General features: G+C 71.7%; 19 protein-coding genes and 1 pseudogene. 15 read left to right on the top strand and 5 right to left on the bottom strand.

Annotated features, from left to right (window positions below):
* Window positions 1–12 precede the first annotated feature (12 nt).
* Window positions 13–564, bottom strand: a complete 552-nt coding sequence (locus tag IF09_RS0106800) for a HEAT repeat domain-containing protein (RefSeq protein WP_030292948.1) — start codon at window positions 562–564, stop codon at window positions 13–15.
* 412 nt (window positions 565–976) lie between these two features.
* On the opposite strand from IF09_RS0106800, the gene IF09_RS0106805 reads away from it, so the two are divergent.
* The 11 genes from IF09_RS0106805 to IF09_RS0106855 all read left to right on the top strand — a co-directional run bounded on the left by IF09_RS0106805 (window position 977) and on the right by IF09_RS0106855 (window position 14,254).
* Window positions 977–2,779 (top strand): 3-hydroxyacyl-CoA dehydrogenase family protein, encoded by a 1,803-nt coding sequence (locus IF09_RS0106805; protein WP_030292950.1) that lies wholly within the window; start codon window positions 977–979, stop codon window positions 2,777–2,779.
* A 175-nt stretch (window positions 2,780–2,954) separates the two neighbouring features.
* Window positions 2,955–3,776 (top strand): TetR family transcriptional regulator, encoded by an 822-nt coding sequence (locus IF09_RS0106810; RefSeq protein WP_030292951.1) that lies wholly within the window; start codon window positions 2,955–2,957, stop codon window positions 3,774–3,776.
* A 400-nt stretch (window positions 3,777–4,176) separates the two neighbouring features.
* Window positions 4,177–5,514: a crotonyl-CoA carboxylase/reductase gene (gene ccrA / locus IF09_RS0106815; protein WP_030292953.1), complete on the top strand. Its 1,338-nt coding sequence runs from the start codon at window positions 4,177–4,179 to the stop codon at window positions 5,512–5,514.
* A 31-nt stretch (window positions 5,515–5,545) separates the two neighbouring features.
* A complete protein-coding gene (locus IF09_RS0106820; protein ID WP_030292954.1) occupies window positions 5,546–7,597 on the top strand; it encodes a protein meaA in 2,052 nt (683 codons plus the stop codon).
* Window positions 7,594–8,568, top strand: coding sequence for an HpcH/HpaI aldolase/citrate lyase family protein (locus IF09_RS0106825; protein ID WP_030292956.1), 975 nt, complete (start codon window positions 7,594–7,596; stop codon window positions 8,566–8,568). The genes IF09_RS0106820 and IF09_RS0106825 overlap by 4 nt, the downstream gene beginning before the upstream one ends.
* A gap of 5 nt (window positions 8,569–8,573) precedes the next feature.
* Entirely contained in the window at window positions 8,574–9,086 is a 513-nt protein-coding gene (locus IF09_RS0106830; protein WP_030155134.1) for a MaoC family dehydratase, read from the top strand.
* Between the two features lie 2 nt (window positions 9,087–9,088).
* A complete protein-coding gene (locus IF09_RS0106835; RefSeq protein ID WP_030292958.1) occupies window positions 9,089–10,294 on the top strand; it encodes an acyl-CoA dehydrogenase family protein in 1,206 nt (401 codons plus the stop codon).
* 186 nt (window positions 10,295–10,480) lie between these two features.
* Complete coding sequence (locus IF09_RS0106840) at window positions 10,481–11,137, top strand: phosphatidylserine decarboxylase (protein WP_030292960.1); 657 nt, start codon at window positions 10,481–10,483, stop codon at window positions 11,135–11,137.
* A gap of 34 nt (window positions 11,138–11,171) precedes the next feature.
* On the top strand, window positions 11,172–11,996 hold the full coding sequence (gene pssA / locus IF09_RS0106845; protein WP_030155141.1) for a CDP-diacylglycerol--serine O-phosphatidyltransferase: 825 nt from the start codon (window positions 11,172–11,174) through the stop codon (window positions 11,994–11,996).
* A gap of 236 nt (window positions 11,997–12,232) precedes the next feature.
* Entirely contained in the window at window positions 12,233–13,714 is a 1,482-nt protein-coding gene (locus tag IF09_RS0106850) for an AlkA N-terminal domain-containing protein (RefSeq protein ID WP_030292962.1), read from the top strand.
* Window positions 13,715–13,729: 15 nt separating this feature from the next.
* Window positions 13,730–14,254 (top strand): methylated-DNA--[protein]-cysteine S-methyltransferase, encoded by a 525-nt coding sequence (locus IF09_RS0106855; protein WP_030292964.1) that lies wholly within the window; start codon window positions 13,730–13,732, stop codon window positions 14,252–14,254.
* 16 nt (window positions 14,255–14,270) lie between these two features.
* Here IF09_RS0106855 and IF09_RS0106860 read toward each other — a convergent pair whose 3' ends face one another.
* From IF09_RS0106860 to IF09_RS39950, 3 genes and pseudogenes are all read right to left on the bottom strand, one after another.
* Window positions 14,271–14,699 carry a hypothetical protein gene (locus IF09_RS0106860; RefSeq protein WP_030292965.1) on the bottom strand — a complete coding sequence of 143 codons (429 nt, stop codon included), beginning with the start codon at window positions 14,697–14,699 and terminating at the stop codon, window positions 14,271–14,273.
* Between the two features lie 35 nt (window positions 14,700–14,734).
* A complete protein-coding gene (locus IF09_RS0106865; RefSeq protein ID WP_030292967.1) occupies window positions 14,735–15,235 on the bottom strand; it encodes an NUDIX domain-containing protein in 501 nt (166 codons plus the stop codon).
* A 55-nt stretch (window positions 15,236–15,290) separates the two neighbouring features.
* Window positions 15,291–16,324, bottom strand: a pseudogene (locus tag IF09_RS39950) (BCCT family transporter).
* Window positions 16,325–16,467: 143 nt separating this feature from the next.
* Between IF09_RS39950 and IF09_RS0106875 the strand changes: the two are divergent.
* Both IF09_RS0106875 and IF09_RS0106885 read left to right on the top strand, forming a co-directional pair.
* Entirely contained in the window at window positions 16,468–17,616 is a 1,149-nt protein-coding gene (locus IF09_RS0106875; RefSeq protein WP_030292969.1) for a glycerate kinase, read from the top strand.
* 659 nt (window positions 17,617–18,275) lie between these two features.
* Window positions 18,276–18,779 carry a GNAT family N-acetyltransferase gene (locus tag IF09_RS0106885; RefSeq protein WP_324606838.1) on the top strand — a complete coding sequence of 168 codons (504 nt, stop codon included), beginning with the start codon at window positions 18,276–18,278 and terminating at the stop codon, window positions 18,777–18,779.
* On the opposite strand, the gene IF09_RS0106890 is transcribed toward IF09_RS0106885, so the two are convergent.
* On the bottom strand, window positions 18,734–19,345 hold the full coding sequence (locus tag IF09_RS0106890; RefSeq protein WP_030292972.1) for a cysteine hydrolase family protein: 612 nt from the start codon (window positions 19,343–19,345) through the stop codon (window positions 18,734–18,736). The genes IF09_RS0106885 and IF09_RS0106890 overlap by 46 nt on opposite strands.
* Window positions 19,346–19,426: 81 nt before the next feature.
* On the opposite strand from IF09_RS0106890, the gene IF09_RS0106895 reads away from it, so the two are divergent.
* A complete protein-coding gene (locus IF09_RS0106895; RefSeq protein ID WP_234320901.1) occupies window positions 19,427–20,407 on the top strand; it encodes a GlxA family transcriptional regulator in 981 nt (326 codons plus the stop codon).
* An 18-nt stretch (window positions 20,408–20,425) separates the two neighbouring features.
* Window positions 20,426–23,224: a SpoIIE family protein phosphatase gene (locus IF09_RS0106900; protein ID WP_030292975.1), complete on the top strand. Its 2,799-nt coding sequence runs from the start codon at window positions 20,426–20,428 to the stop codon at window positions 23,222–23,224.
* Window positions 23,225–23,237: the final 13 nt, after the last annotated feature.

Consider the following 23,237-nt stretch of genomic DNA (forward strand, 5'->3'; position numbering starts at 1 on the left):
CGGCCGGGCCGGTCAGCCGAGCATGCGCAGCGCGGCCGTCGCCGCCACGGCGAGGCGCGGATGGGACTGGGCCCGGGTCAGCACCTCGCGGGACCGGGGGTCGGCGAGGGCGCCGAGCCCCTCGACACAGGCCAGGGCCACCCGCCAGTAGGGGTCGTGCGGGGACAGCAGCCGGGCCAGGGTGGCCATCAAGACGGGCGCCGACTCGGGGGCGCGCAGCGCCGTGAGCAGCCGTACGGGCTGGAGGGCGTAGGCCGTGCGCAGGGTGTTGGTGGCGAGTGCGGCCGCCGCGCGGGCGGTGCGCGGGTCCCCCAGTACGGCGAGGGCCTCGGCGGCGGCCGCGCAGCGTGGCGGGTCCCGGTGGTTGAGGAGCAGCACCAGCGGCTCGAAGGCCCGCCGGTCCCCGGCCAGGCCGAGGCGGTAGGCAGCCAGCTCGCGGGCCCACAGGGGCAGCCCGGCGGAGGTCAGGGAGGCCGCCAGCGCGTCGGGGTCCGCCGCGAGCAGTTCCTCGTACGGAGGCGACTGCCCGGATTCCGTTCGCAGGCGCTCCAGCACGTCGTTCACCAGGCCACCCTAGGGCGGCGGGGGCGCCGCCGCGGCGGCTTTCCGGAGATGGGTGATCGATGATCGATGATCGGTACATTTGGGCGGTACAGGTCACATCTCCGCGCTCTGGCGCGCCAGTTACCGGCGGGTTACGCTCCTTTCAACGTACGAGGCCGGCCTGGTGACGCAGCCGCCCCGTACCAGTCGGTTCAGTACCCCCAGTTCGGTACTTCAGGCACCTCGGGCATTCCGGGCACAGCACCTACCTCGTGCACCCCGGTCGCCTCCAGTGCTTCTCGTGTACGGCGTGGCCCCGGGACAGGGTCCGCCGCTCCCTGCGCCCCGCGCTTCCTCGGGGCCGGGATCCCTGCCGCGCGTCGTGCGCCGCGCGCCGCCCTCAGTCGTCACCCTCTTCCACTGGAGTCCCGCGATGGACCTTCCGTCCACGTCCAGTCAGTCCCCCCTCCAGACCATCGCCGTCGTCGGCCTCGGCACGATGGGCACCGGCATCGCCGAGGTCCTGGCCCGGGCCGGCCGCGAGGTCATCGGCATCGACGTCAGCGACACCGCCACCCGCCGGGCCACCGCCTCCCTCGCGGCGGCCACGGCCCGTTCGGTGACCCGTGAGCGCATCACCGAGCAGGAGCGGGAGGGCGTGCTGGCCCGTTTCCGCACCTTCACCGAGCTGACCGCCGCGGCCGACGCCGATCTCGTCATCGAGGTCGTCCCGGAGGACTACGCGCTCAAGCAGCGCCTCTTCCGCGAGCTCGACGCGATCGTCCGGCCCGACACGATCCTGGCGACCGGCACCAACGCCCTGTCGGTGACCCGGCTCGCGGCCGAGTCGCAGCGTCCCGAGCGCGTCCTCGGTCTGCACTTCTTCAACCCGGCGCCGGCGATGAAGCTGGTCGAGGTCGTCTCCAGCGTCCTCACCGCCCCGACGGCCGTCGAGGCGGTCACCGTGCTGGCCCGCGAGCTCGGCAAGGAGCCCGTCTCGGTCGGCGACCGCCCCGGCTTCGTCGCGGACGGCCTGCTCTTCGGCTACCTCAACCAGGCCGCCGCGATGTACGAGTCGAAGTACGCCTCCCGCGAGGACATCGATGCGGCGATGCGGCTCGGCTGCGGCCTGCCCATGGGCCCGCTCGCGCTGCTCGACCTGATCGGCGTGGACACCGCCCGGACCGTCCTGGAGGCCATGTACTCCTCCTCCGGCGACCGGCTGCACGCCCCGGCCCCGATCCTGGGCCACCTCGCCGAGGCCGGTCTGACCGGGCAGAAGTCCGGGCGCGGGTTCTACACGTACGAGGAGCCGGGCAGCTCCACGATCGTCCGCGACGCGCAGACCCCGCTGGACGGGGCCCGGCTCGGCGAGGGGCGTCCCGTCAGCTCGGTCGGCGTGGCCGGCTCCGGCACCATGGCGAGCGGTATCGCGCAGGTCTTCGCGCAGGCCGGCTTCGCGGTGGTGCTCGCCGCCCGCAGCCAGGAGAAGGCGGACGCCGCGAAGGCCGCGATCGGCAAGTCCTTGGGCCGTGCGGTGTCCAAGGGCCGGCTGACCGAGGAGGGCGCCGCGCAGACGCTGGCCCTGATCACCCCGGCGGGCTCGCTGGACGCGTTCGCCGACGTGGACCTGGCCGTCGAGGCCGTCGCGGAGGACCTGGCGGTCAAGCAGGAGCTGTTCGCAGCCCTGGACAAGGTGTGCAAGCCGGGCGCGGTGCTGGCCACCACCACCTCCTCGCTGCCGGTGATCGCGGTCGCCCGCGTGACCTCGCGTCCGCAGGACGTGATCGGCATGCACTTCTTCAACCCGGCGCCGGCGATGAAGCTGGTCGAGGTGGTCCGGACCGTCCTGACCTCGGACGACGTGCACGCAACGGTCCGCGAGATCTGCACGAAGGTGCGCAAGCACCCGGTGGACTGCGGGGACCGGGCCGGCTTCATCGTGAACGCGCTGCTGTTCCCGTACCTGAACAACGCCGTGAAGATGGTCGAGCAGCACTACGCCAGCCTCGACGACATCGACGCCGCCATGAAGCTGGGCGGCGGCTACCCGATGGGGCCGTTCGAGCTCCTCGACGTCGTCGGCCTGGACGTCTCGCTCGCGATCGAGAAGGTCCTGCACAAGGAGTTCCGCGACCCGGGACTGGCCCCGTCCCCGCTGCTGGAGCACCTGGTGGCGGCGGGCTGCCTGGGCCGGAAGACCGGCCGCGGATTCCGTGAGTACGCCCGCCGGTAAGCAGCGCCCTGGCCAGGTGCCCCAAGAGCCGGATGCGTGGGGAGGGCTGCTCGGGTCTGCCGGACCCTCACGGCAGGCCGTACCTTCCGAGCCCAGTGCGGGCTCTCCCCCGCATCCATCCCTGTCCCACCCCCCTCAGGCGCGCTCCCCTGCGCAAATGAAGTACTTTCGATCCATGTCCCAGCCCGCCAAGACCTCGCCCCGCGCCGCCACGGCCTCCGACAGCCCGGAGAGCACGGCCGGCACCAAGGCGGCCGCGCAGCGGCTCAAGATGCGCCGTGAGCTCGCCGCCGCCGCGATGGAGCTGTTCGCGACCAAGGGGTACGAGGCGACGACGGTCGACGAGATCGCCGCGACCGCGGGGGTGGCGCGCCGGACCTTCTTCCGGCACTTCCGGTCCAAGGAAGAGGCGATCTTCCCGGACCACGACGACACCCTGACCAGGGCCGAGGCGGTACTGGACGTGGCCCCGGCGCACGAGCACCCGCTCGACACGGTGTGCCGCGGGATCAAGGAAGTCATGAAGATGTACGCCGCCTCGCCGGCGGTGTCGGTGGAGCGCTACCGGCTGACCCGCGAGGTGCCGGCGCTGCGGGAGCGGGAGATCGCCTCGGTGGCCCGCTACGAGCGGCTCTTCACCCGCTACCTGCTGGCCCACTTCGACGAGACCGACCACCACGACGGGAACGACGACCCGCTGCTGGCCGAGGTGGCCGCCTCGGCGGTCGTCACGGCCCACAACCACGTGCTGCGGCGCTGGCTGCGGGCCGGCGGCCAGGGAGACGTGGAGGCGCAGCTGGACCACGCCTTCTCGATCGTGAGGAAGACCTTCGGCACGGGGATCGGCGCGGGCCGGACCCTGAGCACGACGCCGGCTCCGGCCGCGCCGGCGGAGGTCCGTACGCAGGGCGAGGTGCTGGTGGCGGTGGCCCGTACGGACGCCCCGCTCGACGAGGTCATGCGGACCATCGAGGAAGCACTGAGAAACAAGCAGTAGTCACACACATCACAGCGGCCGCTCCCGTCCCGGGGGCGGCCGCTTTTGTTTGTCCGACTTGCCCCTACTCATCGGTAACTCTGATCGATCATCGCTCATCTGCGCAGGTCAATAGGCAAATGAGAGAAAGTTTTGGCACGCGGTGCCTTGCTGAGTGACACGGGGTGCCATACGTTGAATCTCGTCCGGATGTCCCCGCGGTCCACGCCCACTCGGCACGAACCGCGCCCCGGATGCCTGCGTCACCAGGCACCGCACGCCTCACCACGGGCGTCGCCAGCACCACAGCTCCGCCGGACCGACGGCATCCCGCAGTACCGCAGCACCCCAACACCACCCGTACCACGCACCTGCGTATCCCTCAGCGCACCCTCATCAGCGCTTCGCCGGAGGCAACACCGTGAAGGACATCCTGGACGCGATCCAGTCCCAGGCCGCTACGGCCGCCGACTTCGCGGCCCTGCCGCTCCCCGACTCGTACCGCGCGATCACCGTGCACAAGGACGAGGCGGAGATGTTCGCGGGGCTCACCACCCGTGAGAAGGACCCGCGCAAGTCCCTGCACCTCGACCAGGTGCCCGTGCCGGAACTCGGTCCGGGCGAGGCCCTGGTGGCCGTCATGGCCTCGTCGGTCAACTACAACTCCGTGTGGACCTCGATCTTCGAGCCGGTGTCCACCTTCAGCTTCCTGGAGCGCTACGGGCGCCTCTCGGAGCTCACCAAGCGCCACGACCTCCCGTACCACATCATCGGTTCGGACCTCGCGGGCGTCGTGCTGCGCACCGGCCCCGGCGTCAACGCCTGGAACCCCGGCGACGAGGTCGTCGCGCACTGCCTCTCGGTCGAGCTGGAGTCCTCGGACGGCCACAACGACACGATGCTCGACCCCGAGCAGCGCATCTGGGGCTTCGAGACGAACTTCGGCGGCCTCGCCGAGATCGCACTCGTCAAGTCCAACCAGCTGATGCCCAAGCCCGGCCACCTGAGCTGGGAGGAGGCCGCCTCGCCCGGCCTGGTCAACTCCACCGCCTACCGCCAGCTGGTCTCCCGCAACGGCGCCGGCATGAAGCAGGGCGACAACGTCCTGATCTGGGGCGCCAGCGGCGGGCTCGGCTCGTACGCCACCCAGTTCGCGCTGGCCGGCGGCGCCAACCCGATCTGCGTCGTCTCCAGCGCGCAGAAGGCGGACATCTGCCGCGCGATGGGCGCGACCGCGATCATCGACCGCAGCGCCGAGGGCTACAAGTTCTGGAAGGACGAGCACACCCAGGACCCCAAGGAGTGGAAGCGCTTCGGCAAGCGCATCCGCGAGCTGACCGGCGGCGAGGACATCGACATCGTCTTCGAGCACCCCGGCCGGGAGACCTTCGGCGCCAGCGTCTACGTCACCCGCAAGGGCGGCACCATCACCACCTGCGCCTCGACCTCGGGCTACATGCACGAGTACGACAACCGCTACCTGTGGATGTCGCTGAAGCGGATCATCGGCTCGCACTTCGCCAACTACCGCGAGGCGTGGGAGGCGAACCGCCTGATCGCCAAGGGCAAGATCCACCCCACGCTGTCGAAGGTCTACTCCCTGGAGGAGACCGGCCAGGCGGCTTACGACGTCCACCGCAACCTCCACCAGGGCAAGGTCGGCGTCCTGGCGCTGGCCCCCGAGGAGGGCCTGGGCGTCCGCGACCACGAGATGCGCGCCACGCACCTCGACGCGATCAACCGCTTCCGGAACATCTGAGTCGGCTCAAAGGCCCTAAGGATCGCCTGAGATGACAGAGCGCCAGAAAGACCGTCCGTGGCTCATGCGGACGTACGCCGGCCACTCCACGGCCGAGGCGTCCAACGAGCTGTACCGCCGCAACCTCGCCAAGGGCCAGACCGGCCTGTCGGTCGCGTTCGACCTTCCGACGCAGACCGGCTACGACCCCGACCACATCCTCGCCCGCGGCGAGGTGGGCCGGGTCGGGGTCCCGGTCTCCCATCTGGGCGACATGCGGCGGCTGTTCCAGGACATCCCCCTGGAGCAGATGAACACCTCGATGACGATCAACGCCACCGCCATGTGGCTGCTGGCGCTCTACCAGGTGGCCGCCGAGGAGCAGGGCGCGGACATCGCCCTGCTCCAGGGCACCACCCAGAACGACATCGTCAAGGAGTACCTTTCGCGCGGGACGCACGTCTTCCCGCCCGGGCCCTCGCTCCGCCTGACGACGGACATGATCGCGTACACGGTCAACCACATTCCGAAGTGGAACCCGATCAACATCTGCTCGTACCACCTCCAGGAGGCCGGGGCCACCCCGGTCCAGGAGATCTCGTACGCGATGTCGACCGCGATCGCCGTGCTGGACTCGGTGCGCGACTCGGGCCAGGTGCCCGAGGAGCGCTTCGGCGAGGTCGTCGCCCGCATCTCCTTCTTCGTGAACGCGGGCGTCCGCTTCATCGAGGAGATGTGCAAGATGCGCGCCTTCGGCCGCATCTGGGACAAGGTCACCCAGGAGCGCTACGGCATCGAGAACGCGAAGCAGCGTCGCTTCCGTTACGGCGTCCAGGTCAACTCCCTGGGACTGACCGAGGCGCAGCCGGAGAACAACGTCCAGCGCATCGTGCTGGAGATGCTCGCGGTCACCCTCTCCAAGGACGCCCGGGCCCGCGCGGTGCAGCTGCCGGCCTGGAACGAGGCGCTGGGCCTGCCCCGGCCCTGGGACCAGCAGTGGTCGCTGCGCATCCAGCAGGTCCTGGCGCACGAGAGCGACCTGCTGGAGTACGAGGACATCTTCGCCGGATCCCACGTCATCGAGGCCAAAGTCGACTCCCTGGTCGCCGACTGCCTGGCCGAGATCGACCGGATCCAGGAGATGGGCGGCGCGATGGCCGCCGTCGAGTCCGGGTACCTGAAGTCCCAGCTCGTCTCCTCGCATGCCGAGCGGCGGGCCCGGATCGAGGCCGGCGAGGACAAGATCGTCGGTGTCAACTGCTACGAGCAGACCGAGCCGAACCCGCTCACGGCCGATCTGGACGGCGCCATCATGACGGTCGACCCGGCCGTCGAGGCGCTGACCGTGGAGCGGATCGTCCGCTGGCGCGAGGAGCGGCAGGAGTCCTCGGACCGGCAGGGGAACGGCGACCCGTTCGCCTTCCCGACGGTGATGCAGGCCCTGGACCGGCTGAAGGAGGCCGCGGCCGGGACCGAGAACCTGATGGAGGCCACGCTGGAGTGCGCCCGTGCCGGTGTCACCACCGGCGAGTGGGCGAATGCGCTGCGCGAGGTGTTCGGCGAGTTCCGCGCCCCGACCGGGGTCTCCTCGGCCCCGGTGGCCGTGACCGCCGAGGAGGGGACGCCGATGGCCCTCGTCCGCGAGAAGGTCGCCCGTACCGCCGAGGACCTGGGCTCCGGCCGGCTGCGCCTGCTGGTCGGCAAGCCCGGCCTGGACGGGCACTCGAACGGCGCCGAGCAGATCGCCGTACGGGCCCGCGACGCCGGGTTCGAGGTGGTCTACCAGGGCATCCGGCTGACGCCCGAGGAGATCTCCTCGGCGGCGCTGGCCGAGGACGTGCACTGCGTGGGACTGTCCATCCTGTCCGGTTCGCACAGCGCGCTCGTGCCGGACGTGCTGGAACGCCTCCGTACGGCGGGGGCGGGTGACATCCCCGTTGTGCTCGGCGGCATCATTCCGAACGCCGATGCCATCGCCCTCAAGGCGGCCGGAGTCGCCGCCGTCTTCACACCCAAGGACTTCGGTATCACGGAGATCATCGGCCGTATCGTCGACGAGATCCGGAAAGCGAACAAGCTCGACCCTCTGGAGGTCCCCGCATGACCACGCCCACGTCTCCCGTGAACCGGCTGCGGCCGCGCCGCTCCTGCCTTGCGGTTCCGGGCTCGAACCCGCGGTTCCTGGAGAAGGCCCAGGGCCTGCCGGCCGACCAGGTCTTCCTCGACCTCGAGGACGCCTGCGCCCCGCTGGCCAAGGAGGGCGCCCGCCACACGATCGTGGACGCGCTGAACAACGGCGACTGGACCGGCAAGACCCGGGTCGTGCGTGTCAACGACTGGACCACGCACTGGACGTACCGCGACGTCATCACGGTCGTGGAGGGCGCGGGCCAGAACCTCGACTGCATCATGCTGCCGAAGGTCCAGGACGCCCAGCAGGTCGTGGCGCTGGACCTGCTGCTGACCCAGATCGAGAAGACCATGGGCTTCGAGGTCGGCAAGATCGGCATCGAGGCGCAGATCGAGAACGCCAAGGGCCTGGTCAACGTCGACGAGATCGCCGCCGCCTCGCCGCGGCTGGAGACCATCATCTTCGGCCCGGCCGACTTCATGGCCTCGATCAACATGAAGTCCCTGGTCGTGGGCATGCAGCCGCCCGGCTACCCGGCGGACGCGTACCACTACATCCTGATGCGGATCCTGATGGCGGCCCGCATGCACAACCTCCAGGCGATCGACGGCCCCTTCCTCCAGATCCGCGACGTGGACGCGTACCGCGAGGTCGCGGGCCGGGCGGCGGCGCTGGGCTTCGACGGCAAGTGGGTGCTGCACCCGGGCCAGGTCGACGCGGCGAACGAGGTCTTCTCCCCCTCCCAGGAGGACTACGACCACTCCGAGCTGATCCTCGACGCGTACGACTGGTGCACCTCCGAGGCCGGCGGCAAGAAGGGCTCGGCGATGCTCGGCGACGAGATGATCGACGAGGCCAGCCGCAAGATGGCCCTGGTCATCGCGGGCAAGGGCCGCGCGGCGGGCATGCAGCGCACCACCAAGTTCGAGATTCCGGAGGCCTGATCCCGATGCAGTTCGGACGCACGTACGAAGAGTTCGAGGTCGGGGCGGTCTACAAGCACTGGCCCGGAAAGACGGTCACCGAGTACGACGACCACCTCTTCTGTCTGCTGACCATGAACCACCACCCGCTCCACATGGACAGCAATTACGCCGAGAACACCACCGACTTCGGCAAGAACGTGGTCGTGGGCAACTACATCTACTCGCTGCTGCTCGGCATGTCCGTGCCGGACGTCTCCGGGAAGGCCATCGCCAACCTCGAGATCGAGTCCCTGCGGCACGTGGCGCCGACCTTCCACGGCGACACCATCTACGGCGAGACCACGGTCCTCGACAAGACCCCGTCGAAGTCGAAGAACGACCGCGGCATCGTCTACGTGGAGACCAAGGGCTACAAGCAGGACGGCACCCTCGTCTGCGTCTTCCGGCGCAAGGTGATGGTCCCGACCGAGACGTACATCAAGGAGCGCGGCGGCGAGCAGCCCGGCCGCCCGCAGCTGAAGGAACAGGGGAAGTAGCCATGGCCCGACTCGCCCAGACCGCCGGGCTCACCGACGTCCAGCGGGAGATCCTCAAGACCGTCCGGGAGTTCGTCGACAAGGAGATCATCCCGGTCGCGACGGAGCTCGAACACCGTGACGAGTACCCGCAGCAGATCGTCGACGGCCTCAAGGAGCTCGGCCTCTTCGGCCTGATGATCCCGGAGGAGTACGGCGGCCTGGGCGAGTCCCTTCTCACGTACGCGCTGTGCGTCGAGGAGATCGCGCGGGGCTGGATGTCCGTCTCGGGCATCATCAACACGCACTTCATCGTGGCGTACATGCTCAAGCAGCACGGCACGCAGGAGCAGAAGGACTACTTCCTTCCGCGGATGGCCCTGGGCGAGGTGCGCGGCGCGTTCTCGATGTCCGAGCCGGCGCTGGGCTCCGATGTGTCGGCCATCTCGTCCAAGGCGGTGAAGGACGGGGACGACTACGTCCTGAACGGCCAGAAGATGTGGCTGACGAACGGCGGCAGCTCCACCCTGGTGGCCGTTCTGGTGCGAAGTGACGAAGGCCACCCCGAGGGCACGGCCCCGCACAAGTCGATGACGACCTTCCTCGTCGAGAAGGAGCCGGGCTTCGGTGAGGTCCGTCCGGGCCTGACCATCCCGGGCAAGATCGACAAGATGGGCTACAAGGGCGTCGACACGACCGAGCTCATCATGGACGGACTGCGCATTCCGGCCAATCGGGTCCTCGGAGGCCAGACCGGCCGAGGGTTTTACCAAATGATGGACGGGGTCGAGGTCGGCCGCGTCAACGTGGCGGCGCGTGGCTGCGGCGTCGCTCAGCGTGCGTTCGAGCTGGGTGTCTCGTATGCCCAGCAACGTCACACTTTCGGCAAGGCGATCGCCGAGCACCAGGCCATCCAGTTCAAGCTGGCCGAGATGGCTACCAAGGTCGAGGCCGCCCATGCGATGATGGTGAACGCGGCACGCAAAAAGGACTCCGGGGAACGAAACGACCTCGAAGCAGGGATGGCGAAGTACCTCGCCTCCGAATACTGCAAAGAGGTGGTGGAGGACGCCTTCCGTATCCATGGCGGCTACGGGTTCTCGAAGGAGTACGAGATCGAGCGCCTCTACCGCGAGGCACCGATGCTGCTGATCGGTGAAGGGACGGCCGAGATCCAGAAAATGATCATCGGTCGGCGTCTTCTCGAGGAGTACCGACTCCAGGGCTGAAAGTCCCTTTTGCGGCGGATCCTCCATGGGTTCGTCGCAAAAGAATCACTGGCAGTCACTGGCCTGCGGCCATCGACTCGGCTTCTGGCTTGCCCAGTTGTTGCGTGCAACCGATAGCATTCCAGTAAAGCCGCCGTCCCGTCCCCCTGTTTGCGGCGCGGCAATCACCCGCTACGAAGGTCATCCATGCCCCACAGCCAAACCTCTGCACCTCGCGTCGGCATCCTCGGTGGACGTCTCGCACGCGGAGCATCGCCGTGGCTTCTGCCGACCGTCGCCACCGCTGCGCTCAGCCTCACCCGGGCCCGCAAGTCCGGGCGCTGGGCGGCAGTGGCCGTGCCCACCACCGCTCTCGCGGCGGGCATGCTGTGGTTCTTCCGCGACCCCGAGCGCGAGATCGCTCAGGGCCGTGTCATCTCCCCCGCCGACGGTGTGGTGCAGAGCATCATGCCGTGGAAGGACGGACGGACCCGGGTCGCGATCTTCATGAGCCCGCTGAACGTCCACGTCAACCGCGCGCCCCTCGCGGGCACGGTGACGTCCGTGGAGCACGTCCCCGGCGGGTTCGTCCCGGCGTTCAACAAGGAGAGCGAGAACAACGAGCGCGTTGTCTGGCACTTCGACACCGAGCTCGGCGACATCGAGATGGTGCAGATCGCCGGCGCCGTCGCACGCCGCATCGTCCCGTACCTGCCGGCCGGTACCAAGGTGGAGCAGGGCGAACGCATCGGTCTGATCCGCTTCGGCTCCCGCGTCGACATCTACCTCCCCGAGGGTGTCGAGGTCGCGGTCGAGGTCGGGCAGGCCACCACCGCGGGGGTGACCCGAATTGACCGTGACTGACCCTGAGACTCCCACCACACCGTCGGGCGGGTGGGTGCCCGAGGCCGCTGAGGAGGAGTCCGCCGAGGACGACATGCCGCTCTCGCTGCGGCTGTCGATAGCGGACACGCTCACCCTCGGCAACGCGACCTGCGGATTCATGGCGGTGTACTTCACCACCACCGGGATCCTCATCCCGCACCTCACCGGCAGCGGCGAGTCGGGCATGGCCCGTAACAGCGCCGCGACGGCAGTGATACTGATGCTGCTCGCCGCGGTCTTCGACCTCTTCGACGGCATCGTGGCCCGCAAGCTGCGCAGCTCGCCGATGGGCGCGGAGCTGGACAACCTGTCCGACCTGATCAGCTTCGGGCTGGCGCCGGCGTACTTCGTGCTGGTGTACGGCATGGTCGCCGACGACGCGGTGCAGAAGATGTCGGCGCTGGCGGCGATCGTGGTGCTGCTGGCCGTGGTGCTCAGACTCGCGAGATTCAGCTGCGTGACGATGAAGGACGGCATGTTCCAGGGCATGCCGAGCCCCTTCGGCGCGCTGACGGTCGTCTCGATCGTGCTGCTGGAGCTGCCGTTCGTCCCGACGCTGCTGGCGATCATCGGGGTGGCGTGGCTGATGGTGAGCCGGGTCGAGTACCCGAAGCCGCGGGGTGTCCTCGCGGTGGCGATGCTGAGCTGGATCATCGGGGCCATGGGCCTGCTGGCGGCCTGGGCGTTCGACGCCCCGGGCGGGCAGCTGCTGCTCCAGGCGGGCTGCGCGCTGCAGATCGCTCTGGCGGCCACGATCCCGCTGTTCGCGACGACTCGGCGGGCGAACACGTTCCGCCACAACCGCCGCGAGGCGCGGGCGGCATCGCAACTGCCGTAGCGCCGACCGCTGCTTTTCGGAGGGCCCCCGGGGTACACACCCCGGGGGCCTTCGGCATCTCCGGAGGCCGCCGGCCGCCTGCACGGGGCGCGGCGCCTGTCCCGCCCCGCCTGTCCCGCCCAGCCGGGCCCAGGGCCCGCGGGGACGGGGGACGGGAGTGGGATGCAGCGGTGGCGGATACGCTTGATGTCGGAAAATCGCCAGCCCCGCGGGGACCGGGCCGGGATCCTGGAGCCATGTACACCGACACCGAGCGCTGCGTCAGGGCCGTGCAGTCGAAGGACGCCCGCTTCGACGGGTGGTTCTTCACCGCCGTGCGGACCACCGGGATCTACTGCCGCCCCAGCTGCCCCGCCGTGCCGCCCAAGGTCGAGAACATGACCTTCCTGCCCAGCGCCGCCGCCTGCCAGCAGGCCGGGTTCCGGGCCTGCAAGCGGTGCCGGCCCGACACCTCGCCCGGCTCCCCCGAATGGAACGCCCGCGCCGACGCCGTCGCCCGGGCCATGCGGCTCATCCAGGACGGCGTCGTGGACCGCGAGGGCGTACCCGGGCTGGCGGCGCGGCTGGGGTATTCCACCCGCCAGGTCGAGCGGCAGCTGGGCGCCGAGCTCGGCGCCGGGCCCCTCGCCCTGGCCCGGGCGCAGCGCGCCCAGACCGCCCGGCTGCTCATCGAGACCTCCGAGCTGCCCATGGGCGACGTCGCCTTCGCCGCCGGGTTCTCCTCCATCCGGACCTTCAACGAGACCGTCCGCGAGGTCTTCGCCCTCGCCCCCGGCGAGCTGCGCCTGCGGGCAGAGAAAGCGAACCGGCACGTCCCCCGGGTCCCCGGGACCATCAGCCTGCGTCTGCCGTTCCGGGCCCCGCTCAACCCCGACAACCTCTTCGGCCACCTCGCCGCGACCGCCGTCCCCGGCGTCGAGGAGTGGCGCTGCGGCGCGTACCGCCGGACGCTGCGGCTCCCGTACGGCACCGGGGTCGTCGCACTGACCCCGCAGCCCGACCACATCGGCTGCCAGCTCGCCCTCACCGACCTGCGCGACCTCACCATCGCCATCAGCCGCTGCCGCTGGATGCTCGACCTCGACGCCGACCCCGAGGCCGTCGACGGCCAGCTGCGCTCCGACCCGCTGCTGGCCCCGCTCGTCGACAAGGCCCCCGGGCGCCGGGTGCCCCGTACGGTCGACGCGGCGGAGTTCGCCGTACGGGCGGTCCTCGGCCAGCAGGTGTCCACGGCGGCGGCGCGGACGCACGCCGCCCGGCTGGTCACCTCGTACGGGGAACCGGTGGCCGACCCCGATCCCGAGGGCGGGCTGACCCGCCTCTTCCCTTCACCGCAGGCCCTGGCCGCCCTGGATCCGCAGTCCCTGGCCCTGCCGGCGAGCCGGCGCGCCACCCTCACCAACCTCGTCGCAGCACTGGCCGACGGTTCCCTCCCGCTCGGCATCGACAGCGACTGGGAGGCGGCCCGCGCCCAGCTGAACGCGATGCCCGGGTTCGGCCCCTGGACCACCGAGGTGATCGCGATGCGGGCGCTGGGCGACCCCGACGCCTTCCTGCCGTCCGACCTCGGGGTCCGGCGGGCCGCGAAGGAGCTCGGGCTGCCGTCCACGCCCGTGGCGCTCACCGCCCGGGCGGCCGGCTGGCGGCCCTGGCGCGCGTACGCCGTGCAGTACCTGTGGGCCACCGACGCCCACCCCGTCAACCACCTGCCCGTCTGAGGAGTGCACCCCGTCATGAGCACCACGAACACCATGAAGGCCCTGAGCACCAAGCAGCACGCCGTCGTCGAGAGCCCCTACGGCCCGCTGACCCTGGTCGCCACCGACGGTGTCCTCAGCGGTCTGTACATGACCGGGCAGCGGCACCGGCCCGCCGAGGAGTCCTTCGGGGAGCGGGTCGCCGCGACCGAGGAGCCGTTCCCGGAGGTGGCGCGGCAGCTGACCGCTTACTTCGCCGGGGCGCTCACCGAGTTCGACGTGCCCGTCCGCCTGGAGGGCACCGCGTTCCAGCGCAGCGTGTGGGACCAGCTCGTACGGATCCCGTACGGCGAGACCTGGTCGTACGGGGAGCTGGCGGCCAGGCTCGGCAAGCCGAACGCCTCGCGCGCTGTGGGCCTGGCCAACGGGAAGAACCCGGTCAGCATCATCGTGCCGTGCCACCGGGTGATCGGCGCGTCGGGCAGCATGACCGGCTACGGCGGCGGCGTCGAGCGCAAGGTGCAGCTGCTGGCCTTCGAGGCGGGCGCGACGACGCCGTAGCTCGGACCAGCGTGGATCAGACCAGCGCGAGCGGGACGAGCAGGGCGAACGCGGCGCCCGCCTCCACCGCGTAGCCGTAGAGCGAGGGGTGCTGGACGGGGGCGGCGAGCAGGACCACGCTCTGCTGGGCGGTGGCCGCCGCCACCCAGTCGGCGTCGGCACCGAGGTTGCCCTGGTACCAGCCCTCGCAGGCGCCGGGGCCGGTCACGGCGAGGAGGTCGTCCTCGCGGCGGTAGAAGGCCTGCCAGCCGGCGGCGGGGACGGACCAGCCCTCGAAATCGGTGAACTGGGCCCAGCCGCCCTCACGTATCGCGGTGTCGAACAGCCACACCGGCGTCCCCTCGGCGGTGACCTCGCCGCTCTCCTGCTGTTCGGTGGTGAAGTGGACCATGGGCAGGGCGTCGGGCCCGTCGGCGGTACTGGGCCAGGCGTACATCGTGATCATCAGATGATTCTGTCCTGCTCGAAGTAAACCCGGTGTCACGAGGAGACCGGGCGCGTGCCGTTCTCCAGCTCCGCGGCGCCCTCGCCGGACTCGAGGACCCGGTAGGCCTCTTGAGTGCGCCGGCCGAGCGATCCGAGGAGGTACGTGGTGAGTTCGGCGGGCTCGACCAGCCGCCAGGAGAGCAGTTCCTCCTCCTGGAGCTTGATCGAGGCGAGCTGCGCCTCGTCCAGCACTCCGCCGTCGTACAGGTACGCGACCAGCGGCGGGCGGCCCTCGCCGAGCGTCCAGTCGACGGCGAGCAGCCGGCCGAGCGGCAGGTCGAGGCCGATCTCCTCGGCACTCTCGCGCCGCGCGGCCGCCCGCGGGGACTCGCCGAGGTCCGACTCGATGGTGCCGCCCGGCAGGGCCCAGCCCTCACGGTAGTTCGGCTCGACGAGCAGCACCCGCCCCTCGGCGTCCCGGTAGAGCGCGGCGGCCCCGGCCAGCACCCGGGGCAGGCTCGCGATGTACGTGGCGTAGTCATCCGTGGTGGTCACGACGCCACCCTAAGTCCTGCTGCCGACGCCGGTTGAGCGGGGCCGGGCCGGTCACTCACGCCTCCGTGGTGGGCGGGGGCGGCGGGTCGTCGCGGGTGCGGCGGGTGCGGCGGGCGGAGTCGGCGACGCGGCGGAGGCGGGGGTGGCGGGACGGGCCCTGTTCGGTGACGGCGTCGCCGACCATGGCCTTCACCGCGTCCCGCATCCCGTGCAGGGCGTGGTGGCGGGCGGGGCCCGCGCCGGGGCCCTCGCGGACCTCCTTCACCAGGGCCCAGCAGAGCAGCAGCATGACGAGGACGAGGGGCAGCGCGACCGGAATGGTGGCGGGGTCTGCAGGGAATTGAGGCCGTCCGCGACCAGGAGCACGGCCGCCACCGCCTCGATCAGCACGCCCCAGGTGACCACGTGCCAGGTGGGCGGGTTCAGCGAGCCGAGGCTGGGGAGGGAGCCCCTCAGCAGGGAGGCCGAGTCGGCGCTGGTGACGAAGTACGTCATGGCCAGCGCCATGGCCACGTGCGAGGTGACCGTGCCCAGCGGGAGCGCGTCCAGCATGGCGAACAGCGAGGCCTCCGCCCCGTCCTTGACCTTGACCGCGAGGTCGGCGGCGCCGGTGGAGCCGAGGCGGATCGCGGTGCCAGAAGGAGTGGCCCAGGGCCGCACGGGCAGCGTCGCGCTGCCGGGGGGCGCCCCGGGGGCCGGCGGCGGGTTCAGGTAGGGGGTGAGCGGCTCCCCCACTCCGTAGAACATCAGACCGATACCCACGTCGGCGCTGTACATCATCGCGATCCACGCGAGGTTCGTGGGCTCAGGCTCGGAGTCGGCGGCGCCGAGCCGGATCCGGCCGAACCGGCTGATCGCGAGGACGACGCATATGACGGGGAAGACGTCGGCGGCGATCACGAACAGCCAGGCGAAATTGGCCGGCACCCAGGCCAGCGCGGTGCTCGACGCCGTGTCGAAGGAGTTCTTGCCCAGCGCTGCCCAGGCGGCGACGGCCAGCACGGCGATCAACCCGATGGTGACGACGGCGCGGTCCGGTTCGGGGTCCTGACCCTCCGGAGATGCGTCTTCCAGTGAATCCGCGCTCATCTGGCCCCACTATGCAGGTGTATATCCGTATTTAGGGGCATGACGTGCCGGGCGTGACCCAGGCCACCCATGGGCATAGGAGGATCCTCCGGATACGCTCATGGGGGCGCGACTGCACTGTTCGATAGCAAGGGATTAGCAAGGTGACGGACGGAGCAGTAACTGAGACCGCGCGCGTGCTCATCGCCGCGGACAAATTCAAGGGCTCGCTCACGGCCGTTCAGGTCGCGGAGCGGGTGACGGCGGGCCTCCGCAAGGCCGTACCGGGCGTGGAGATCGAGACCCTCCCCGTCGCGGACGGCGGCGACGGCACGGTCGCGGCCGCCGTGGCGGCCGGGTTCGAGCGCCGGGAGGTACGGGTCACCGGACCGCTCGGCGAGCAGGTCACGGCCGCTTTCGCGCTGCGCGACGGCACCGCCGTGGTCGAGATGGCGGAGGCCTCCGGGCTGCAGCTGCTGCCGGCGGGTGTGTTCGCCCCGCTGACGGCGACCACGTACGGCTCGGGCGAGCTGCTGAAGGCCGCGCTGGACGCGGGGGCGCGCTCGATCGTGTTCGGTGTGGGAGGCAGCGCCACCACCGACGGCGGTGCGGGGATGCTGGCCGCACTGGGTGCGGTGTTCCTGGACGCGAACGGTGAACCGGTCGGTCCGGGCGGCGGCGCGCTCGCGGAGCTGGCGTCCGCCGACCTGTCCGGGATCGACCCGCGCTTCGCGGAGGTCGACCTCGTCCTGGCGAGCGACGTGGACAACCCGCTGACGGGACCGAAGGGCGCGCCCGCGGTCTACGGCCCGCAGAAGGGGGCGTCGCCGCAGGACGTGGCGACGCTGGACGCGGCGCTGGCGCACTTCGCGGTGGTGCTGGAGAAGTCGATCGGTGAGAAGGCCGGCCGGCTGGCCGCCGCCCCGGGGGCGGGTGGTGCGGGCGGCATCGGGTACGGGGCGCTGCTGATCGGCGCGTCGTTCCGGCCCGGTATCGAGCTGATGCTGGAGGTGCTGGGGTTCGCTCCGGCGCTGGAGCGGGCGACGCTGGTGATCACCGGTGAGGGCTCGCTGGACGAGCAGACCCTGCACGGCAAGGCCCCGGCCGGTGTCGCGGCGGCGGCCCGGGCCGCGGGGAAGCCGGTCGTGGCGGTGTGCGGGCGGCTGCTGCTGGGCCAGGAGGCCCTGGAGGCGGCCGGCATCCGCAAGGCGTACCCGCTGACGGACCTGGAGCCCGATCCGGCCAAGTCCATCCCGAACGCGGGTCCGCTGCTGGAGCGGGTCGCGGCCGATATCGCCGCCGAGGTTCTCTGACCTGCGGTCGGCCGTGCCAGGCCCGGCGCCCCCGAGTGGGGGTGCCGGGCCTCGGCGTTTTCGGCCTGCGCCGGTGCAGGGGTGCCGGTGCGGCGCCGTCGGCGGGGCTCCAGGCCCCTGACCCCGCGCCTGAAACGCCGGCGGGGCTGGGAATTGCGCCGGTGCGGGGCTCAGGTGTCGCTGCCGGTTTTGGTCGACAGGCCGTTCAGGAAGGTGCCCGATGCGGCGGAGGAGTTCTTCTTCGACGCCCATGCCCAGGTGGAGACGGACACGTGGGCGGCCGGCCGGGTCGTGCTGCTCGGCGATACGGGCCACTGCGCCGGGCCGGCCTCGGGGCCGCGGCATCTCGCAGGCGCTGATCGGCGCGCACCTCCTGGCGGGCGAGCCGGCCGAGGCCGGCGGCGACCACCGGGCGGCTTTCGCCGCGTACGAGGACCGGATGCGCCCGTACGTCGCCGAGACCAGGCGCTGGGCCGGGAGGCGCCGAGCGGTTCTTCCTGCCCGCCCCGGCCCAGGAGGTGCTGGACATGCGCGCCGCCGACGCCCGGAACACGCCCGCACCCAGCCGGTCCGCCTGCGCGAGTCCGGGGGGTGAGGACCGGAAACCCGCGTGCGGGGCGGGTGGCCGGGATGGTAGTCCGTGGGGGATGGATCAGCTGGTGAGTGAGCGGCTCGTGCTGGTGGCTCTGGATGCGGCACGGGCCCTGGGGGTGTTGGCCGGAGTGCCGGAGCGTGGGTGCCCGTGGGCGCAGGGGTATCCCGGTGACGGGGACCGGGCCGGGGCCCGGCGGTATCTGCGGGTGCTGGCGGAGAGCGGGGATCCGGCGCCGTTCGGTGCGTACGAGATCCGGCGGCGTGGCGACGGGCTGATCATCGGCGGCGCCGGGTTCCACGGCCCCGCCGACGCGGCCGGAGTGGTGACCGTCGGGTACGGGCTGGTTCCGGGCGCCCGCGGTCGCGGGTACGCCGCCGAGGCTCTGCGGACGCTGCTGGAGCATGCCCGCGCCCACGGGGCCGCCGGGGCGGCGGGCGATGCCGACCGGGAGAACTCCGCCTCGCACCGGGTCATGGCCGCGGCCGGGATGCGGCTCGTCGCCGAGGACGAGCGGCTGCGGTACTACGCCGTGACGTGGGCCGGCGCCCCGGAGGCGGCGAGCAGCTGAGCGGTGGTCACCACGCGGGCGAAGCCGCCGCCCTGGAGGTTGACGGCGGTGGCGGTCGCCAGCTCGTCGGCCGTCAGCCGCAGGCCGTCCGGGCCCTCGAGGTCGAAGGTGTGGGTGGCGTCGAGCGGGACGAGCACGTCGTAGCCCAGGTTCCCGGCCATCCGCGCGGTGGTCTCGACGCACATGTTGGTCTGGATCCCGGAGACAACGAGCTGGCCGATGCCCTGGGCGGTGAGCCACGCGGCCAGGTCCGGGGTGCCGTAGAAGGAGGAGTTCACGGTCTTGGTGACCAGCAGGGACGCCCGGCCCGCCCGGTCGGCCACGAAGTCCTTGAAGGCGTGGCCGGGCCGGTCGGCGGCCAGGACCGAGCCGGCCGCCCGCGAGGCGTGCTGGACGAGCACCACCGGGCGGCCGGATTCCTGCCAGGCGTCCATCAGGCCGGCGATGTTGGCCTCGGCGGCCGGGTTGTTGCGCGGGCCCCAGAAGGAGGCGTCGTCGAAGCCCTTCTGTACGTCGATGACCAGGAGGGCGGCGTTCGGGGCGAGTACGGTCTCGTTCTTCGTCATGACTCCATGATCTTCGGCCCGCCGTCGCGCCGACAGCGGCAACAGGGACCCGAACCGATGGGATCCTGCCAGAATGGCAGCATGCATCGTGTCGCCGTCGTCGTCCAGCCCGGGATCCGCAGCTTCGACCTCGCCGTCATCACCGAGGTCTGGGGCCCCGACCGCAGCCATCTCGGCGTCCCCCGCTTCGAGCTGCGCCGGTGCGCCGAGGACACCGGGCCGATCGCGCTGCCCGGCGGGCTCACCCTGGCCCCGGACCGGCGGCTCGACTGGCTCGCCGAGGCCGATCTCGTCGTCGTCCCGGCACTGGACGAGCCCGCCGCCCCGACGCCCGAGCCGGTCCTCGCCGCCCTGCGGGACGCGCACGCCCGGGGCGTGCCGGTCGCCGCACTGTGCGCCGGGGCGTTCATCCTGGCGGAGGCGGGCCTGCTGGCGGGCCGCCGGGCCGTGACGCACTGGTGGCTGGCTCCGCAGCTCGCCGCGCGCCATCCCTCCGTGCTGGTCGAGGACGCCCCGCTGTACGTGGAGGACGGCGGGCTGTGGACCTCCGCCGGGGTGGCCTCCGGGATCGACCTCTGCCTGCACCTCGTACGGGAGGCCCACGGCGCGGAGGCCGCCGCCGCCGTCGCCCGGTCCATGGTGACGGGCCCGTTCCGCACCGGCGGCCACGCCCAGTACCTGGACCGGCCCACCCCGGCGGCGGACCGGACCGCCGAGGCCCTGGCGGCCGTACGGGAGCGGGCCCTGCGCCATCTGCACGAGCCGCTGTCCGTGGCCACGCTCGCGGGCTGGGCGGGGATGTCGCCGCGGTCCTTCGCCCGCCATTTCGTCGCCGCCACGGGCACCACCCCGCACCGCTGGCTCCTCGGCCACCGCCTGGACGAGGCCCGCAAGCTCCTGGAGCGCACGGACCATCCGGTTCCGGAAGTGGCCCGGCGCGCGGGCTTCGCCAGCGAGGTCACGTTCCGCCAGCACTTCAGCTCGTACGTGGGCCTCAGCCCCCGTGCGTACCGCGGTGCGGCGAGCGCCACGGCAGCAGCAGCCCCGCCCAAATCCCGGTGACAGTGTTAGAAATGGCTCATGACCGGACGTTTGGGTCGACCCAGGGGATCCCCGCCCCGGCAGCCGACCGGGCGGGACCCGGGCCTGCCGCCGCGCCTCTCCCTGGGTGCCCGCAGTGTCGCCGGTCAGGTCTTCGCGCTCCAGGCGGTCATCGTGGTGCTGCTGATCGCCGCCGCCGCGCTGGCCCTCGTGTTCCAGGAGCGGTACGACACCGAGCGCGATGCGCGCCACCGCTCCCTCGCGGCGGCGGAGGCCTTCGCACACGCCCCGGGCCTTCCCGAGGCCCTGAAGAGCACGAACCCGACGGCCGAGCTGCAGCCCCTGGCGGATGCCGCCCGGCAGGCCGCGGGCGTCGACTTCATCGCCGTGATGACACCCGACGGGGTCCGCTACACCGACTCCCGGCCGGAACTGATCGGCAAACGGGCCACCGGCGACCTCTCGCGGGCCGTCGGCGGGCGTTCCTTCACCGAGATGTTCAAGGGTTCCCCGAGCGACGCGGTTCGCGCCGTGGTCCCCGTTCGGGACGCGAGCGGGGCCGTCGTGGGCCTGGTCGGCACCGGCATCGAGGTCGCCAACGTCGCCGAGGTGGTCGAGGGCCAGCTGCCGCTGCTGCTGGGCGCCGCGGTGGGCGCGCTGCTGCTCGGCACGGGCGGCGCCGCCCTGGTCAGCCGGCGGCTGCGGCGCCAGACCCGGGGGCTGGGCGAGCTCGAGATGGCCCGGATGAACGAGCACCACGAGGCGGTGCTGCACGCGGTGCGCGAGGGCGTCCTGATCATCGGCGCCGACCAGCGGCTGCTGCTCGCCAACGACGAGGCCCGGCGGCTGCTGAACCTGCCGCACGACGCCGAGGGGCGCCATGTGGGGGAACTGGGCCTCGACCCGCGCACCACCTCGCTGCTGGTGTCGGGGCGGGTCGCGACGGACGAGGTGCACCTGGCGGGCGACCGGCTCCTCGCCGTGAACGTCCGCCCGACCAAGCCGTACGGAGGGCACCCGTCCGGCAGCGTCATGACCCTGCGCGACACCACCGAGCTCGCCGCGCTCTCCGGCCGCGCTGAAGTGGCCCGCGAGCGGCTCCAGCTGCTCTACGACGCGGGGGTGCGGATCGGGACCACGCTGGACGTGGTGCGGACCGCCGAGGAGCTGTCGGAGGTGGCCGTCCCCCGGTTCGCCGACTTCGTCACGGTGGAGCTGCTGGAGCCGGTGCTGAAGGGCGAGGAGCCCTCACCGGCCACCGGCATGTACTCGCAGATGCGCAGGGCGGCGATGAGCGGGGTCCGCACGGACCAGCCCCTGCAGCCGGTCGGCGACATCATCCGCTTCGAGGTGCCCACGGCTCCGATGGCGGCGGCCCTGGACGCCGGGCACGCGGTCCTCGCGGCCGATCTGAACGCGGCGATGGGCTGGCGGGCGCAGGACGAGGCCGGAACCCGCCAGGCGCTGGGGTACGGGCTGCACTCGCTGATCTCGGTGCCGCTCCAGGCCCGCGGCGTGGTCCTCGGCATGGCCAACTTCTGGCGGGCCGCCGACACCCCGGAGCCCTTCGACGAGGAGGACCTGTCGTTCGCGGAGGAGCTGGGGACGCGGGCGGCCGTCTCCATCGACAACGCCCGCCGCTTCACCCGGGAGCACGCGACGGCCGTGGCCCTCCAGCGGAGCCTGCTGCCCCGGGTGCTGCCGGACCAGAGCGCGGTGGAGGTGGCCTTCCGGTACCTGCCGGCGAAGGCGGGGGTGGGCGGGGACTGGTTCGACGTGATCCCGCTCGCCGGCGCCCGCGTGGCGCTGATCGTCGGCGACGTCGTCGGGCACGGGGTGCACGCGGCGGCCACGATGGGCCGGCTGCGGACCGCCGTGCACAACTTCTCCACCCTGGACATGCCGCCCGACGAGCTGCTGGGGCACCTGGACGAGCTGATCCACCGGATCGACCAGAACGAGTCCGGGGACGCCGGGGACGCCGGGGACGGGACGGGCGAGGCGGCCGGCGTCACGGGCGCCACCTGCCTGTACGCGGTCTACGACCCGGTGTCCGGGCTCTGCACGATGGCGAGCGCGGGGCACCCCGGACCGGCCCTGGTCCGGCCCGACGGGGGCGTGGAGTTCCCGGAGCTGCCCGCCGGGCTGCCGCTCGGCGTGGGCGGCATGCCCTTCGAGGCCACCGACCTGCTGCTGCCGGAGTCGAGCCGGCTCGTGCTGTTCACGGACGGCCTCCTGGAGGACCGCGACCGGGATTTCGACACCGGCCTCGACCTGCTGGCCCAGACGCTCGCCCAGCCCGGCCGCAGCCCCGAGCAGGTCTGTGCGGACGTGCTGGCCGCGCTGCTGTTCCCGTCCCCGAGTGACGACATCGCCCTGCTGATCGCCGACACCCGGCGGCTGGAGGCGGACCGGATCGCGGAGTGGGACGTTCCCGCCGACCCGGCTGCGGTCTCCCGGGTGCGCAATGCGGGCTCGGCGCAGCTGGCCGCCTGGGGGCTGGGAGACATCGCGTTCACGGCCGAGCTGATCCTCAGCGAACTCATCACCAACGCCATCCGGTACGGGACCGCGCCCATCCGGGTGCGGCTGCTGCGCGACCGCAACCTCATCTGCGAGGTCTCCGACGGCAGCAGCACCTCCCCGCACCTGCGGTACGCGGCCACCACCGACGAGGGCGGCCGCGGCCTGTTCCTGGTCGCGCAGTACGCCGAGCGCTGGGGCACCCGGTACACCGAGCGCGGCAAGGTCATCTGGGCCGAGCTGCCGATGACCGGCGGTCCGGAGCCGGCGGCGCCGGTGATGGACCTGGAGTCGCTGGAGGACCTGGCCTGGTGATCCGGGCGCGGGC

Origin of the sequence: Streptomyces katrae, from assembly GCF_000717655.1 — a bacterium.
Classification (GTDB): Bacteria; Actinomycetota; Actinomycetes; order Streptomycetales; family Streptomycetaceae; genus Streptomyces; species Streptomyces katrae_B.